Raw genomic sequence first — 15,190 nt, forward strand, 5'->3', positions numbered from 1 at the left:
TTGGGCGGATCATATTATTTATAGTAAGCGTTTACTATGCGAAACATCGTATGTTTCGGCGATTGCGCTGTCAATGGTGTTGCGATTAAAAGGATTTTTATACCGATTTTGGCGTCACACTTGTCCGGGTCATTCCGCTTTAAGTAAGCGTTTACCGAGATATTTGGCCGTATTCTTCAGAAAAGAGGTACCGCAATGTGAAGTCGGCGACTAGCCGAAAATGCTCGAGAAGATCAGACGGCTCGCACCGAATCGCGGAGCACAATATGCGTACCAAGAGTTGAGTTGGCTGATTCCGAGCCAAATTCAAAAGGCCCTAAAGCCGCCCGAACCGCTTCCCTGCCCAAGTCCTCCAGCGGCACATTGACTGTAGTGAGTTTCGGATTGACTTCACGCGAGACTGGGATGTTGTCATAACCCACAACCGAGATGTCTTCTGGTACCCGCAAGCCAGCTTCAGCAATAGCTTCCATCGCGCCAACAGCAACTAGATCGTTAGCGCCAAAGACCGCGCTAAAGCTGAGACTGGACGCCAGAATTTCACGCATCCGACGGTATCCGAACGCGCGGCCAAACTCGCCTAGATGCACTAAATTCGGGTCCAATGCCAAACCGCGGGCCTCCATGGCAGAGCTGAAGCCCCTGAATCGCGAGGCCGTGGTAGAAAGATTTTCCGGCCCACCGAGATAAACGATCCGCTGATGCCCTTGCGAAATGAGATAGTCGGTGATCGCAAAGGCACCACCGGAATTGTCGTAATTCACGCTCACAGTAGGTACGTCATTGCCCAAGGAGGGCCGTCCGCACAGGACCAGTACGGAGCCATTTTCCGCCAAGGCAGCCGCCCGGGCCGCCATTTTGGCTCGATACCCCGGATGGTCGGAGGCGCCGCCGACCAAAATAACGGCATCGGCACGCTGCTCCCGCATCAAGTCGACAATCGCCAGCTCGCGATCGCGATCTCCATCCGTCGCCATAATCAAGCAAAGTCGTTTTTCCGAGCTAGCTTGGCGTTCTACCCCGCGCGCGATGTAGCCGAAGAACGGATCGGCCACGTCCGCAATCACGATACCCACGGTTCTTGTCGTAACACCGGCCAAGGCTCGCGCATGCGCATTCGCCACGTAACCGAGCTTCTGCACTGCTTCAAGAACGCGCACCTTTGTGGATTCTGCGACCGGGTAATTTGCGCTCAGCGTCCGGGAAACAGTGGCCACGGACACGCCTGCCGCGATTGCGACGTCGGCAATAGTCGCAACAGGTCGGGGCTTCCGTTCGCTCGGATTCATATCTGCTTTGGAAGGACCCATCCCACCATTATGCAATTCGGGAGAGATCATTGACGACTACGGGATACTCAAAGGGCAGGCCGTGGCTCAATCTGCCCAATTCGGAGATTTCTTGTTGCCCCAACCGCTTGACTTCATTGCCCATCGCGCCAGCAATGTGCGGGGTGAGAAACACGTTGCTCAGCCGGTATAAGACCGAACTTGCCGGTAAGGGTTCTGGATCTGTGACGTCAAGAAATGCGTCAAAGCGCCCAGTGACCAATTCAGCCTCCAGCGCGGCGGTATCGACCAAACTACCGCGGGCGGTATTGATAAGCACTGTGCCGTTTGCCATCGCGCCCAGTTGTGCCGCGCCGATCATCTGCCAAGTGTCTGCGGTTGCCGGTGCGTGCAGGCTGACCAAGTCCGATTCTCGGCAAAGCTGATCCAGGTCAACTAATTCAGCACCAAGACCCGTGGCATCCCGCGCCGATAGATAGGGGTCGTAAACCAGAACGCGCACATCGAATCCACTCAACAAATTGATCACCCTTCGACCAACTTGGGATGCGCCAACGATGCCGATCGAGACGCACGCTTGAGCCCCATGATGATGCTCGCCAGCGTGTATTCGGCCACCGGAATCGCATTTGCAACCGCTGCCGAGGAGACCTGGATGCCGCGCTCAAAAACTTCCGGTGCCAAAAACTTCTTCACGGTTCCACCAGCGTGGATCACGTACCGCAATGCAGGCATCGCCTCAAGAGATTCCGGGCCAATCCACAGTGCGCCCCAGCCGGTAATCAGCACCTCGGTCTGCGCCAAACGTACGGGATCGACGTCGGCCAAATCAGTCAGCGGAACCCTACTAGTCAAGATCGACAGTTGCTCAATCTGCTGCCACTCAGGTTCGTCGAAGAGCACTGCCTTAGTCTCCTCGTCCATTGCCAGAGCGGCCTGAAACCTTGGCCGGCTGGCTGCGTCCGTACTCATTGATCGTCCTCGTTAGGGGTCGTGGTGTGATGCGGAGGTCTCACACCTATATGTAAACGTTTTCTATCCTAGTCATCTAATCACAGCTTTACTCAACAGTAATCAAGTCAATAGATATAAGGATAGTCTCAGGACCATGTGATTGACATCACATGGCCCTGAGGGCATACTGAGCAAAATAGAAAACGCTTACTAGGTATTTTCAAACCACCTCAGAGACGAAAAGGAAGCTCGCGGATGAGCGTATTGAGCCCGCCACGACCCCCAGCTAAGTCGAAGACAGCGCCCAACGCATCCATCCCGCGGCTGCGCAAACGCAGCTTTCGGCAACGGCTCCGACGCGACAAAGTCATGTTGGCCCTGGTGTTGCCCGGCTTCCTCTTTTTCGTGGTGTTCAACTACATCCCGTTGCTCGGCAATATCGTGGCCTTCCTGGACTATCGTCCATAATATTGGCTTTATCGACAGCATTTGGGTTGGTCTAGATAACTTTAGTCTTGCTTTTTGCAGACCCGGCATTCTGGGCCGCTTTCCGCAACACCCTAGTAATTACCGTCGTGCAACTGGTGCTGGTCTTTCCCGTGCCCATCCTGTTGGCGCTTTTTCTCAACAGCATCATCTCGAAACGACTTCGGAACTTCATCCAGAGCGTGATCTACCTGCCGCACTTCATCGGCTGGGTGATCATCGTCGTCTTATTCTCTGAAATGCTCGGTGCCGGTGGCGCGCTGACACATTTCTTACAGTCATTGGGCCTACCAGGCTTCAACGCCATGAATACACCAGAGTTCTTCCCCTTCCTCATCACCTTGCAAAGCATTTTGGAAAGATTCCGGCTGGGGCACCATCATTTTCCTGGCTGCAATCGCCAACATTGATCAAGAACTTTACGAAGCAGCCGCCGTCGATGGCGCGAAAGCTCGACACCGGCTGTTTCACATCACCTTGCCCGGCATCTTCCCCGTCATTTTATTGCTGTTTATTTTGCAACTAGGCAGCATCCTGTCGGTCGGCTTTGAGCAGATCCTGCTGCAACGCGACAACGTAGGGCCGCAGGCAGGAGAAGTCTTGGAAACTTATGTCTTTTTCAACGGCGTCCAAGGCGGGCCGTGGGGTGTTGCCGCGGCTGCCGGGCTGATCAAGGGCGCGATTGGTCTGATATTGGTTCTTGGCTCAAACAAATTGGCCCATAAATTCGGACATGAAGGGATCTACGCCAGTGGCAAACAACGTCATTAATAGTCGCCGGGTTGCCGCTCGCCAACCAGCTCGCCGCCTGAGTTCCAGACCGGTATGGCAGGAAAAGCCGCATTCCATCAGCCTGATCTTCAAAGGCCTGTTGATTCTACTGATCGGATTCTTGACGCTTTACCCGCTGCTTGCCGTGCTTGGCACCAGTTTTGCTGGCCAAACAGAAATCGCACAAAACAACGGTCTGGTGCTTTTCCGCTGCACCCAAATTGGGACGCTTATCAGACGATATTCTCCGGTGGGGTAGTAACCAGCGCACTGGTCCGTTCGCTCCTGATCACCGTGGTGGGCACAGCATGTTCGTTGTCGATCACGGTAGCTATGGCTTACGGATTGACGAGGAAAGATCTCATCGGCGGCAAGTTCTTCTTGACTGCAGCCCTTTTCACCATGCTCTTTAGCGCCGGAATCATCCCGAACTTCCTCGTGGTGAAGGAACTCGGGCTGCTCAACAATTACGTTTCGCTGATCTTGCCCGTAATGATCTCCGCCTTCAATTTGATCGTCATCCGATCGTTTTTCCAGAACCTGCCACAGGAATTGTTAGAGGCGGCAAGGATCGACGGTGTGGGCGACTTTGGCATACTCATCCGAATTGTGCTGCCACTGTCCAAAGGAGTTCTGGCCGTCATTGGTTTGTTTTACGCCGTCAATTACTGGAATGCATTTTCAGCGCCATGCTCTATCTCAATGCGGATCAGTGGCCGTTGCCGATGATCCTTCGGCAATACGCCTTACTAGGGCAGCCTATGACCGACGGTGCCAACACTGCGGAGATCGCAGCGCCCTCCCAGACAATCCAGATGGCCGTTGTGGTTATCAGCTTGGTCCCGATTGTTTTAGTCTTCCCATTTCTCCAGCGCTACTTCACCAAAGGCGTTCTCATTGGCGCCGTCAAAGGCTAAGTTCAGCCCGGCTATCGAAGGACATCATGACTGAATTTTTGAACAACACCAGCCGTCGGTCGTTTTTGGGACTGGCTGGCTTTAAGCGCCGCTTTAATCGGCACAACTGTATTGGCTGGGTGTGGGCAGCGAGCGCCGTCGGGAACGGCGAGCGCAGGGCCAGTCACGTTGCCGCAGTACTTGCCGGCTAAGGATTTCACGCCAGATTTGCCGGGCAGCAGTGATGGCGTTCCAGCCGCGTTCTACAACTATCCAGCTCCCTATAAAACCGTCACTAGCGCGCCATTGAGCGGCCAGAAATATAGTGCCACCACACTGCTGTTTGGCCCGGTAGCTAACTCGCGGGATAACAACCCGGCCTGGCAGGAGATTGAAAAGCGATTAGGCGGCAGTATTGAACTCACTGCGGTTTCCTCAGATGACTACGCCACTAAGTTCAATACCCAGGTAGCCAGCGGAAATCTGCCGGATCTGATGTTCAACGACTCGGTAGCTATCAAGGATATTGTCGGATTCTTGGAGTCCAGCTGCGCGGATCTGACTCCTTTTCTCAGCGGTGAGAACATCAAACAATATCCAAACTTGGCTGCGATTCCAGAAGTGTACTGGCAGGCCTGCGTCCAGGCCGGGAAGATTTACTTTCTGCCCATCCCTCGCGGCCTGACGGGCGGCTCGGGCTTCTTCAACGAAACATTGCTGAAGCAAGCCGGGGTGGATTCCACCGAAAAGATCAAGAACAAAGACGACTTCACCGCGCTACTGAAGGAGCTGACTCGGCCCGACCAAAACCAATGGGCACTTGGCAGCACCGGCTTTGGCTTGCCAACTCTGCACCACATTTTCCGCTCGCCGTACCAGTGGCGCTGGGACCAAAAAAATTTAGTAAAGGACTTCGAAACCGACGAATACTTGGCGGCAATTGAGTATGCCGCAGAGCTCTATAAAGCGGGTTACTACTGTCCTGGCTCCGATGGCTGGACTAAGAGCCAGATGGTCAATGCCTTCGTTTCCGGGAAAGTCACCATGATCTACGACGGCCTACCCGCGTACCTCAGCAGCACCGGTTATGCGCAAAGCCTGCCACAAGCTAATGCCAGTTATAAGGCACTGCCGATCCTCCCCTTCGGGCACGACGGCGGCAAAGGTCAAGCTTGGATCGACAATGTAGTAGTGGGCACCACCATGGGGAAAAGGCTGAGTCAAACAAGGTGAAGGATCTTCTCGCCGTGGCAAATTTCCTGGCCGCGCCCTTTGGTAGCGAAGAGTACTTGCTGATCAACTACGGCTCGGCTGGCACCGATTATGTGCTGGATGCCAAAGGAAACCCCCAAGCCACCCCGCAAGCGCAACAGCACACTGGAGTTCCGTGGAAGTTCGTTGCGGCACCGCAACAGGCAATTTACAGCCCAACCGATAAAGCCGCCGTCGACGCTTTGCACTCGGCCTATCAAAAGCTCATTCCAGGTGCCTCAGCAAACCCGTGCGCCAACCTGTTCAGCTCCACTGATGCGGCCAAAGGCAGCGTATTGGGACGCCGTCAAGGGCTTTGTCGCGGGCCGGCAATCGATGGACGACGTCAAGAGTGCGGTGACCAAATGGAAGCAATCAGATGGCGACACGATCCGCGGCGAATACCAGAAGCTTTTGACTAAGTAGTTTTGCCAGCATGAATTAGCAAGCCAATTGAGGAGGAAGTGCCTGCAGCATGACGGATCAACCGTTTACTTTGCCCGCTCTTGATATGAATCTTTCGCCGAGTACCGGTTGGACTCGGGAACACTGGTGGCGCACCGCCGATCAGTGGCTGGCACCCGTGATTGCCGCCGGAAGTCCCGGTCACGCATTGCCGGTGTTACCGGGACCGGTGACCCGAGATGGCGTGCGGCGTGAAGGAATGGAAATCATCGGCCGGAGCTTGCTTCTGGCTGCCCCGCGGATTGCCGGCGCGCACCATCCGGCCAGCTCTGTTGCCGAGCGTGAATCGGCATCCAGTTTGGCTGATTGGTACCGGCAGGCTCTGGTCAGCGGCACCGCGCCGGCTGGGCCTGAGGCTTGGCCGAAAGGGGTTGCTTGCCGCACTCCTTTGCAGGGCGTGACCAATTCGATCGTGGAAGCGGCGAATATTTCCTTCAGCCTGTCCGTCTGCCCGGAACTTTTATGGGAGCCGCTTTCTCGGCAAGAGAAATCATAAGTTGCCGCCTGGTTGAAACACCACGCAAGTTTGGAGGTTTGGCAGAACAACTGGAAGCTTTCCCCGCTATGGCTGAAGCTTTTCTGCACTCGGTTGGTGAGGACACCCGCGGACTTACCGGGGCGCGAAATGTGGCCCGGGTGGAGGGATGGTATGCCGGCGATGGCTGGTACACCGACGGACCCGAACATGCTTTTGACTACTACAACGCTTGGGCGATTCACCCCTATCTTTCGGCCTGGTATCGGCTGACGGACCGCCAGCACAGTGCCGAAGCTGAACGGCATACCGGCAGATTGAATGAATTTGTTGCCGGGTTTGCAGATTTCGTTGCCGACGACGGCGCGCTGCTGCATTTTGGCCGGTCACTGACCTACCGCACTGCGGCTTTAGCTGCGCTCTGGTGCGCTGTTTCAGCAGACAGCAATACCTCGCCAACGATCGCAGCGGGCGCGAGCCGAAAATTGGCTTCCTCGGTGCGCTCGCGTTTTGTCACTGAGGGCGTCGGAGTTGAGCAACCGCTAAGTCTGGGCTGGTACGGCCAGCATCGTGGCAGCTGCCAAAGCTACAGCGGCTTCGGTTCGCCCTTTCTTGCCGGAATAGGATTCTTGGGCCTCGCGCTGCCTGCCGATCACCCAGTCTGGACAGATTCTGAGCCTGAGCCACAGCCACCGCTTGATGCCGTCTCGAGTTTGCCCGAGGTCGGTTGGTCACTAAGCCGAGCTGACGGGATTTTCAGAATGGCCAATCATGGCAGCGACCATTGTTGGCTCTCGGCAGATTCCGGGCAGGACCCGGACGATCCGCACCACGCTAAGTTCAGTTACAGCTCACATACCGCACCGGGGACCGATGCTGCCTGGGCCGATAATATTGATGGCCAGCTAGCGTTAGTCGATCAGAATGGGCTGGCGAGCCGACGCTGCGCCATCCGCGGGTTTCGCACCGACGGAGCGCTCAGCGGTTCGGTACATCTGCCCCAGGTAAACGGCAAAACCTTGCCCGGCAGCGCAGTGCTCACCCTCTCGATATTGCATGGTCCACACGAGCTGCGTTGTCATCTGGTGCATGGCTCGGCCGGTTATACGGTGCGCGAAGGTAGCTTCGCCTTGGCTGGCAACACCCCACCCACGCAACAAATTCAAACAACAAGCGTCCGACTAGAACAAGGCCTGCTCCGGTCTTCTTTGCTAGGAATTCATGGTTGGGAACAGGCTGAGGTGGCTCGGTACCAAGGATGTAATGCGCTTGGAAAGCACTCAGCGGCGGCTTTTCTCACGGCACCAGGAAGCAGCGAAACTAGCTGTTACGTAGCACTGCACTCCTTGACTGTTGAACGTGAACTGCCCAAAACCGCTGCCGAGGTAGTCGCCGTCAAAGTTTCCGGCAGTACGGTGAGTTGGCGTTGGTGTGATGGCCCATCTGGCACGATTGATATTGCCGACTTCGTGCCCTGGGACGGGATCTTGACGCAGCCAATCGTGGCGGTGACGGCATGATCGAGCTCAAATATGGCGCGACCAGGAAGCATCCGCGCCAAGACCCAGCGATGCAGAAATTCCGGGCCAATCGCTTTGGCCAATTCATCCATTGGGGCCTCTTACTCTTTACCAGCCGGAGTGTGGCAGGGCAAAGAATACAAATTTGTTGCTGAGTTCCTGCCTCAGACCGCCGGGATTCCAGAACCAGAATGGGCCAAGCTGGCAGCAGAGTTCAGCATTGAAGCTTTCGATGCGCAGGAGTGGGCCCGCATTGCGGTCGACGCTGGCGTTAAGTACGTCACCATCACCACCAAACATCACGAAGGTTTTTGCCTCTGGCCCAGCGAGTACACCGATTTTCACGTTGGCAATGCTGCTGTAGGTTGTGACGTTTTGGCTGAGCTTTTGGCCGCCTATGAAAATCTCGGCGTAGAGGTCTACCTCTACTACTCAGTGCTGGATTGGCATCATCCGGATTGGCGTTACCGGCTAGAAAATGCCGAGGATGAAGTGGCCTTTACCCGTTACCTGGACTTCGCTTTGAACCAATTGGAAGAACTTGCCACTCGCTACCCGACGGTCAAAGGGTTCTGGTTCGATGGCACTTGGGACGAATCGGTCAAGGCAAATGGGCAATGGACTTGGCACGTTGAACAGCGACTTAAAGCGATCATTCCCGGACTCATTGTGAGCAGTAGGCTCCGTGCGGACGACTTGGGTTCCCGACACCGGGATTCGAACGGATTCCTGATGGGCGATTATGAAAGTGGTTATGAACGTCGGCTGCCCGAGCCGTGGGATCGGACGGTGGTCATACAAGATTGGGAAGCTTGTATGACCATCCCGCAGGCCAGCTGGGGGCACCACGCAGGCCCTTGGGCAAGTCAGACGGTAAAGAACTCTGCCGAGATTATCGACATGCTGGCGCACTGCGTCTCTTTGGGTGGCAATCTTCTTTTGAACTTTGGCCCCACCGGCAACGGCTCACTTGAACCGAGTGAAGTTGAGCTGGCGAAGGAAATTGGCCAGTGGCTTCGCGAAAATGGCGACGCCGTATACGGCAAGGGCCTGGCCGCAGCGTGGGCCTACCCGGGCTGGGGATACTTCTCACAAGGAAGCGATCCAGATACGGTTTACGCCACGGTAACCAAACTCCCGATTTCGAAACGAATCAGGATCAACCTACCTGCGGGACGGCGATTGCTTAGCTGCACAGCCCTGTCCGCAGCAAGCAGAGGTTTTGTGCTGCGGGAATTGGAAAGGTCGATCATTGAAATAGACCTCACCAGCTGCCAGCCACACATCCTAGCGTTTGCCCTTGTTACCGGGGCTCTGGACAGTGCCGAAGGCTGGGCCGAAGACTGGCAGGAACCGAACCCGGATGTGGTGAACTAATGCCGTTAGCCTTCTCCACTTTGGGTTGCCCAGACGCAGATTTGCCGGAAGTCTTGCGCCTTGCCCAACGCTTTGCGATCAAAGGTCTGGAACTGCGCTCCGGTGAGGGCCAACTAGTTCACCCGGGCTTGACCGCCGTCGACCGCCGCAATCTTCGCCAAGCCTTGGAAAACCATGACCTGAGACTGCTCAGCGTGGCAAGTTATCTGCGGCTTCTGGGCCAAAACGAACCGCCAGCGAGCAAAAGTGAAGTGACCAGCAGTGAGGCGGCAGCGATGATCTCGCTCGCGGCCGACCTGCAAGCAGGCGGACTTCGGGTTTTCCCCGGTGGCGTCAGCACACTCAACACCACTGTGCAAAGCGATGAACAGCTGCTCAACGGCCTTGCCGCACTGAGTTTGGCAGCTCAAGGCAGCGGGGTACAAATCTTGCTTGAAACTCACGATCAGTCCCGCAATGGTGCAGATATCGGCAGAGTAATGCGGCTGTTGGAGGCAGAACTTCCAGACCATAATTTCCGGGTGATTTGGGACCTTCGGCATAGCTGGCAAGCCGGTGAGCAGCTAGCCGAGACCTATTCTGCGCTCAAGCCGTGGCTTGGCTACCTGCAGTTGAAAGACTTACATAACGACGGCGGGTTGACCTTACCGGGCGACGGGGAGCTGCCGTTGCGTGAGGCTGTGCAACTCGTCGGACCTGAGCAGTGGTTCTCACTGGAATGGGAGCTCGCGTGGAATCCTGAGCTGCCAGCCTTGGAAGATGCTTTAGCCGCGCTGCAAAAGCTAGAACTTTTCGGCACTCAGCCCGAACTTGAACCAATCACCAAGAAGGAATTCTGATGACAGCACGGCCGGGATCGAAATCATGATCATTGGCAGGGACCGCAACAAGCTCAATCTGCCCGGCACGAGTGAAGACTGACTATTCGAAACTGGTGTTGCCGTTCCTCTGATTTGGTCTCGCCAAGAGCGCAAAAATCACAGAAACTAGCTGACTGCACTTTTCAGAAATCAGCGCCAACGTGGATACTGAGAAGATGTGCGGAAGATACGCGATCGACTCCGAAGTCAACGACATGATCATTGAGTTTGTGATGGCGACTGGTCAAGCGCCGCACGATTGGCGGCCAGGCTGGACGCTTTCAGAAAGCATCCGGCCAACCGAACAAGTTCCGATCTTGGTTGAAACGCTTCTTGACCGAAACGATCCAACCGGCCCAACCAAACTTAGGGCCGAGCCAGCACAGTGGTGGCTCACGCCGTCGTTCTCGAAAGAATTACGCGGCAAAAACCCCACCTTCAATGCGCGCAGCGAAACAGTCACCGAATTGGCGTCTTTCCGCGGGCCAGTCAAGCGGCAACGAGCCATTTTGCCCGCCGCTGGCTACTACGAAACCCACACAGAAGGTACTGTGAAAACCCCGTATTTTGTCCAGGATCCCAATGGACTGTTGTTCTTCGCAGGCCTCTATTCTTGGTGGGCTGACCCGGAAAAACCGGCCGATGATCCCAACAAATGGCATTTGACCACGACTATTCTGACCAGGCCAGCAGCGGGCGAAGTTGCACAGATCCACCCCCGGACGCCGGTCTGTCTGCCGTTCGAATGGATCGAAGAATGGATCATCCCGCACCAAGAGGGGACTGCGGAATTCGTCGCAGAAGCAGTGCAAAGCTCAGAAGAAATCATCCAGGAACTGTAGTTCATGGAGATTCCGCGGTCGTAACTTTCTTGCTGGGAGCGACATCCGCAAGGTATCAGTGAAAGCGTGGGAGAATGCCCACGACTACCCCGGCTTCCAGCACTTCTGACCTCAAAGAACAACACCGAGCCCGGATCGCGGTGACCGTTTTCCCGCTTCTGGTTATTCTCGCCGGTGTTCTAGGATTCTTGGTTCCCGGCGCCTTCTCACCCATGGCGCCCGCGGTGCCCTATTTACTAGGCACCGTGATGTTCTGTATGGGCTTGACCCTTACTCCGCCGGATTTTGCTTCGGTGATCAAGCGGCCTTGGGCTGTGGCCCTGGGCCTGGTGGCGCACTACGTGATCATGCCTGGGGCTGGTTGGCTGATTGCCACGATGCTGCACTTAGACCCCATGTTGGCCGCTGGCGTCATCCTGGTTGGCTGCGCACCCAGCGGAACGGCGTCGAACGTGATGGCCTATTTGGCCAAAGGTGATGTGGCGCTTTCAGTAGCGGTTGCTACCGTTTCCACCCTGGTGGCGCCGCTGGTGACTCCGGCCTTGATGTTGCTGCTCGCGGGATCTTTTTTGAATATCAATGCCGGCGCCATGATGCTAGACATCGCGATTACCGTGTTGGTCCCGGTTATCTCCGGCCTTCTAGCCCGCTTATTACTCAAGCGCCTGATTAACTTTATTTTGCCAGCCCTACCCTGGCTTTCGGCGCTGGTCATCTCGATAATTGTGGCGATCGTCGTAGCGGGCAGCGCCGCGAAACTAGCTAGCGCGGCCGCCGTGGTTTTCTTGGCCGTCGTCTTGCACAACGCTTTTGGGCTCAGCCTGGGTTGCCTAGCTGGTAAGCTCGGCGGCCTCGATGCGAAAGCCCGGCGCGCACTGGCTTTCGAAGTTGGCATGCAGAATTCCGGTTTAGCATCTTCGTTAGCCACCGCCCACTTCTCACCACTTGCCGCACTGCCAGCAGCAGTCTTTTCGGTATGGCACAACGTCTCCGGGGCTATTTTTGCCGCGTTCATGGCACGTAGACCGTTGCCGAGCACAGCCTCAGTTGAGACTGTCAGCTCCGAGGCATAGTGTCGAAGAGTAAGGACGTTCGTTGAGTGAACAGGAGCAAGCAACATGCAAGCATCAGAAACTCTGGCTGCAAACCTGCAAGCCGTTCTGGTCGATTTGATTGAACTCCATGTCCAAGGCAAACAAGCGCACTGGAACATTGTTGGCAAGAACTTCCGTGATCTTCAACTGCAGCTTGATGAAGTAATTGCCGACGCCCGTGAATTTTCTGACACTATCGCTGAGCGGATGCGCGCTTTGCACGCCGTTCCAGATGGCCGAACCGCAACGGTGGCGGCAAGCACATCACTACCGGCCTTCCCCTCCGGTTTGGTAGATACCGGCAAGGCTGTCGATCTGGTGGTTGAGCGGCTAGATGCCACCGCAGCAACCGCACGTCGAGTGCACGACGACGTCGACGCGGAAGACCCGACGTCGGCCGACTTGCTGCACGCAATCATCGAGAAGATCGAGCAGTACTCCTGGATGGTCGGCGCTGAGAATATGAGCGCCTAGCCATTCACTCCGGGCCCTCGGCGTGAAAGCGCTGAGGGCCACCAAATGGTGCCGCCCAGATCATAGGCCAGGGCCGGAACTAAAATTGACCGCACAATGACGGTGTCCAAAAGCACTCCGAACGCGACGATGAATGAAATCTGCGCAAGAAATAGAATCGGGATAACGCCCAGCGCAGCAAATGTCGCGGCAAGGACGACGCCAGCGGAAGTGATCACGCCACCGGTCACGCCCAAACCTCGGAGAACTCCGGGTCGAGTACCAAGTCGAAGTGACTCTTCACGAACCCTAGTCATCAAGAAAATGTTGTAGTCGACTCCCAGTGCCACGAGGAAAACGAATCCGAATAGCGGCACGGAAGCATCCGCGCCGGGGAAACCAAAGATGTGGTTAAAAACCAGTGCCGAGACTCCTAGCGCGGCTAGGTAACTCAGGACCACTGAGCCAATCAGCAGTACTGGCGCAAGCACCGAACGCAAAAGCAGCATCAAGATCAGTAAGATCACTGCCAGTACCAAGGGAATGATCTTGAATAAATCACTCTGTGCAGTGGTATTTGTGTCCAAGGCGACCGCGGTGACCCCGCCGATGAGCGCCGAACTATCCAGCGTGGAAAGTTTAGAACGTAAACCTTTCACAGCTTGCTCTGCCTGCGCGGAATCCGCGGCCGACGTGAGCGTGGCATTGACCAAAACTCGGCCGTCTTTGACAATCTCGGGTGCCGCAGGATCGGGGCGACCAGCTCCTTGGTACACGGAAGCAGCCGAGAAGTCAGCTGAATTTTTAATGGTTTGAAGTATTTGATCTTGAGCCGAAGCCTGCGTGATGACAACAATCGGGCTACCACTGCCGGCGTCGAAATGTTCGCCTAAAGCCTTTTGCCCGTCTACAGCATTGGATTGCTTAAGAATCAACGCGGTGTGCGGTACGCCATTTGCTTGGAGCTGCAGTACTCCGGCCGCACCCGCGAGCAAAACCACTACCGCGATCAGCCAACTAGCCCGAGGACGCCGTCCGATCAGCGTGCCGATTCGTTTCCACAGCCCGGAAATACCTGCTAATCCAGCTAGCTCCGCAGATTGAGCGGCATGCCGATGATGGCCAGCCGTCTGCTTGGGCATAAAAGGCCAAAAGGCTACTCGGCCAAATATCGCAAGCAGCGCCGGAAGCAGGGTCAAGGCCGCCGCTAACGAGAACAGGATGCCGATCGCTGCGATCGGCCCAAGGCTGCGGTTGGAGTTCAAATCAGAGACCAGTAAGCACAGCAAGGCCACCACTACGGTGCCACCCGAGGCCAAAATCGGCTCCCAAGACGCTTTGAACGCTCGGCCGAGGGCAGCCCAACGGTTATCTACCTCATGCAGCGCTTCACGGAATCGAGAAACCAGCAAAAGTGAATAGTCGGTGGCAGCGCCAATCACCAAAATACTCAAGATGCCTTGGCTTTGTCCGTTGAGAGTTATCCATCCCCAACTTGCCAAAGTGTAAATCAAAAGAATCGATGCGGTGAGAGCAAAGACTGAAGTTAGCAACACCAAAAACGGCAAGACCACTGAACGATAAACAATCAAGAGAATGACCAAGACTGCGGCCAAAGCGACAATCAGCAAGATGCCGTCGATTCCACCGAAAGCGCTCACTAGATCCGCGCTCAGCCCGGCAGGGCCGGTAACAAAGGTCTTCAACCCATCAGGCGCATTTTCTTCCAGTGCGCTCCGGAGCGCTCCGACAACTGTTTTAAGGTTCTTCGTGTCAGAGATGGGAATGATTAATTCCGAGGCCTTGCCATCCTGCGACGGCATGGGCCCAATCACTGAGCTGGAAGTCTGTTCCGAGTGGCCTTGCACTCCAGGAACAGAACTGATCTTTGTTACCAGCTGGGCGATGCCAGCAAGCTGCTCCGAACTCAGTTTAGTTTCAGAAGTAAGCAAGCCAATAGCTGGAATTGCCGACGAATCTGAGAACTTTTTCTGCCATTCCCCTGCCTCAGTGGACTCTGCGCTGGCCGGCAAAAAACTCGATTGATCATTCGTAGAAACCCCGGAAAGTTTGCCAAAGGTTGGGCCACCAAATGACGCCGCAAGTAACCAGAGAACAATCAAAATCGAAGGCAAAACGATCCGCAGCCAGCGACGCGGATTCCAATCTTGCCTATCGGTACGCTCATCAGTTGTGCTGGCAGCCACAGGTGCCGGATGATGGGCTGTACGTCCAACATCAAGTCTCTCCATGATGGAGATAATACCTATGAATGATTCCGAAACAAATAGCGACAGTCATCGGCAGCTCAGCGCAACGCTTCTGCTGTTGCTGCAAGAGTTAACGGTACAAACCGAGCATTTCATCGAAACCGTGGGCGCCGGGGCAGGTCTGCACCGAACAGACCTCAATGCGCTAGCTCATTTGGCGAGGTTCGATCGCAACGGTTAGGCGGCG

At 55.7% G+C, this 15,190-nt stretch carries 21 protein-coding genes; 17 read left to right on the top strand and 4 right to left on the bottom strand.

Translation table 11 applies throughout. The annotated features are described in order from the left end of the window. Nucleotides 1-233: 233 nt before the first annotated feature. The 3 genes from RSAL33209_RS00470 to RSAL33209_RS18345 are packed head-to-tail and all read right to left on the bottom strand — an operon-like array spanning nt 234 to nt 2,261. Nucleotides 234-1,310 carry a LacI family DNA-binding transcriptional regulator gene (locus RSAL33209_RS00470; RefSeq protein WP_012243573.1) on the bottom strand — a complete coding sequence of 359 codons (1,077 nt, stop codon included), beginning with the start codon at nt 1,308-1,310 and terminating at the stop codon, nt 234-236. Between the two features lie 7 nt (nt 1,311-1,317). Then, nucleotides 1,318-1,818: an NAD(P)-dependent oxidoreductase gene (locus tag RSAL33209_RS18340; RefSeq protein WP_012243574.1), complete on the bottom strand. Its 501-nt coding sequence runs from the start codon at nt 1,816-1,818 to the stop codon at nt 1,318-1,320. Next, a complete protein-coding gene (locus RSAL33209_RS18345; RefSeq protein WP_012243575.1) occupies nt 1,815-2,261 on the bottom strand; it encodes a Rossmann-fold NAD(P)-binding domain-containing protein in 447 nt (148 codons plus the stop codon). Before RSAL33209_RS18345 ends, RSAL33209_RS18340 begins: the two co-directional genes overlap by 4 nt. 237 nt (nt 2,262-2,498) lie before the next feature. Between RSAL33209_RS18345 and RSAL33209_RS18350 the strand changes: the two genes are divergently transcribed. The 16 genes from RSAL33209_RS18350 (at nt 2,499) to RSAL33209_RS00520 (ending at nt 12,754) form a co-directional block, all read left to right on the top strand. Next, nucleotides 2,499-2,711, top strand: coding sequence for a sugar ABC transporter permease (locus tag RSAL33209_RS18350; protein WP_012243576.1), 213 nt, complete (start codon nt 2,499-2,501; stop codon nt 2,709-2,711). Between the two features lie 47 nt (nt 2,712-2,758). Beyond that, nucleotides 2,759-3,139, top strand: a complete 381-nt coding sequence (locus RSAL33209_RS18355; protein WP_012243577.1) for a sugar ABC transporter permease — start codon at nt 2,759-2,761, stop codon at nt 3,137-3,139. Further along, nucleotides 3,135-3,500, top strand: coding sequence for an ABC transporter permease subunit (locus RSAL33209_RS18360; protein WP_233494368.1), 366 nt, complete (start codon nt 3,135-3,137; stop codon nt 3,498-3,500). Before RSAL33209_RS18355 ends, RSAL33209_RS18360 begins: the two co-directional genes overlap by 5 nt. Continuing rightward, complete coding sequence (locus RSAL33209_RS17900; protein ID WP_199533181.1) at nt 3,481-3,759, top strand: hypothetical protein; 279 nt, start codon at nt 3,481-3,483, stop codon at nt 3,757-3,759. The genes RSAL33209_RS18360 and RSAL33209_RS17900 overlap by 20 nt, the downstream gene beginning before the upstream one ends. 86 nt (nt 3,760-3,845) lie before the next feature. Then, nucleotides 3,846-4,229 (top strand): carbohydrate ABC transporter permease, encoded by a 384-nt coding sequence (locus RSAL33209_RS17905; RefSeq protein ID WP_199533182.1) that lies wholly within the window; start codon nt 3,846-3,848, stop codon nt 4,227-4,229. Next, a complete protein-coding gene (locus RSAL33209_RS17910) occupies nt 4,226-4,417 on the top strand; it encodes a hypothetical protein (protein WP_199533183.1) in 192 nt (63 codons plus the stop codon). Before RSAL33209_RS17905 ends, RSAL33209_RS17910 begins: the two co-directional genes overlap by 4 nt. A gap of 26 nt (nt 4,418-4,443) precedes the next feature. Then, a complete protein-coding gene (locus tag RSAL33209_RS17720) occupies nt 4,444-4,608 on the top strand; it encodes a hypothetical protein (RefSeq protein WP_158539270.1) in 165 nt (54 codons plus the stop codon). Then, a complete protein-coding gene (locus tag RSAL33209_RS00490) occupies nt 4,586-5,629 on the top strand; it encodes an ABC transporter substrate-binding protein (RefSeq protein ID WP_158539271.1) in 1,044 nt (347 codons plus the stop codon). Before RSAL33209_RS17720 ends, RSAL33209_RS00490 begins: the two co-directional genes overlap by 23 nt. After that, the gene (locus tag RSAL33209_RS15685) at nt 5,626-6,069 is read left to right on the top strand and encodes a hypothetical protein (protein WP_012243582.1); all 444 of its coding nucleotides are present in this window, start codon (nt 5,626-5,628) and stop codon (nt 6,067-6,069) included. Before RSAL33209_RS00490 ends, RSAL33209_RS15685 begins: the two co-directional genes overlap by 4 nt. 53 nt (nt 6,070-6,122) lie before the next feature. Continuing rightward, nucleotides 6,123-6,608: a DUF2264 domain-containing protein gene (locus RSAL33209_RS19075; protein WP_012243583.1), complete on the top strand. Its 486-nt coding sequence runs from the start codon at nt 6,123-6,125 to the stop codon at nt 6,606-6,608. A 38-nt stretch (nt 6,609-6,646) separates the two neighbouring features. Continuing rightward, nucleotides 6,647-8,107 carry a DUF2264 domain-containing protein gene (locus RSAL33209_RS00495; protein WP_158539272.1) on the top strand — a complete coding sequence of 487 codons (1,461 nt, stop codon included), beginning with the start codon at nt 6,647-6,649 and terminating at the stop codon, nt 8,105-8,107. A 120-nt stretch (nt 8,108-8,227) separates the two neighbouring features. Continuing rightward, nucleotides 8,228-9,484, top strand: coding sequence for an alpha-L-fucosidase (locus RSAL33209_RS00500; protein WP_169305774.1), 1,257 nt, complete (start codon nt 8,228-8,230; stop codon nt 9,482-9,484). Continuing rightward, nucleotides 9,484-10,323, top strand: coding sequence for a sugar phosphate isomerase/epimerase family protein (locus tag RSAL33209_RS00505; RefSeq protein ID WP_012243586.1), 840 nt, complete (start codon nt 9,484-9,486; stop codon nt 10,321-10,323). Before RSAL33209_RS00500 ends, RSAL33209_RS00505 begins: the two co-directional genes overlap by 1 nt. A gap of 182 nt (nt 10,324-10,505) precedes the next feature. Further along, the gene (locus RSAL33209_RS00510) at nt 10,506-11,186 is read left to right on the top strand and encodes an SOS response-associated peptidase (RefSeq protein WP_012243587.1); all 681 of its coding nucleotides are present in this window, start codon (nt 10,506-10,508) and stop codon (nt 11,184-11,186) included. Between the two features lie 74 nt (nt 11,187-11,260). After that, nucleotides 11,261-12,259, top strand: a complete 999-nt coding sequence (locus RSAL33209_RS00515) for a bile acid:sodium symporter family protein (RefSeq protein ID WP_012243588.1) — start codon at nt 11,261-11,263, stop codon at nt 12,257-12,259. Nucleotides 12,260-12,304: 45 nt separating this feature from the next. Beyond that, on the top strand, nt 12,305-12,754 hold the full coding sequence (locus RSAL33209_RS00520) for a Dps family protein (RefSeq protein WP_012243589.1): 450 nt from the start codon (nt 12,305-12,307) through the stop codon (nt 12,752-12,754). Here the strand turns inward: RSAL33209_RS00520 and RSAL33209_RS00525 are convergent. Then, nucleotides 12,751-14,985 carry an MMPL family transporter gene (locus RSAL33209_RS00525; RefSeq protein ID WP_012243591.1) on the bottom strand — a complete coding sequence of 745 codons (2,235 nt, stop codon included), beginning with the start codon at nt 14,983-14,985 and terminating at the stop codon, nt 12,751-12,753. The two genes, RSAL33209_RS00520 and RSAL33209_RS00525, sit on opposite strands and share 4 nt — an antisense overlap. A 16-nt stretch (nt 14,986-15,001) precedes the next feature. Between RSAL33209_RS00525 and RSAL33209_RS18365 the strand changes: the two genes are divergently transcribed. After that, nucleotides 15,002-15,184 (top strand): hypothetical protein, encoded by a 183-nt coding sequence (locus RSAL33209_RS18365; protein ID WP_049758734.1) that lies wholly within the window; start codon nt 15,002-15,004, stop codon nt 15,182-15,184. Nucleotides 15,185-15,190: the final 6 nt, after the last annotated feature.

The sequence above is a fragment of the Renibacterium salmoninarum ATCC 33209 genome, from assembly GCF_000018885.1.
Lineage (GTDB): Bacteria > Actinomycetota > Actinomycetes > Actinomycetales > Micrococcaceae > Renibacterium > Renibacterium salmoninarum.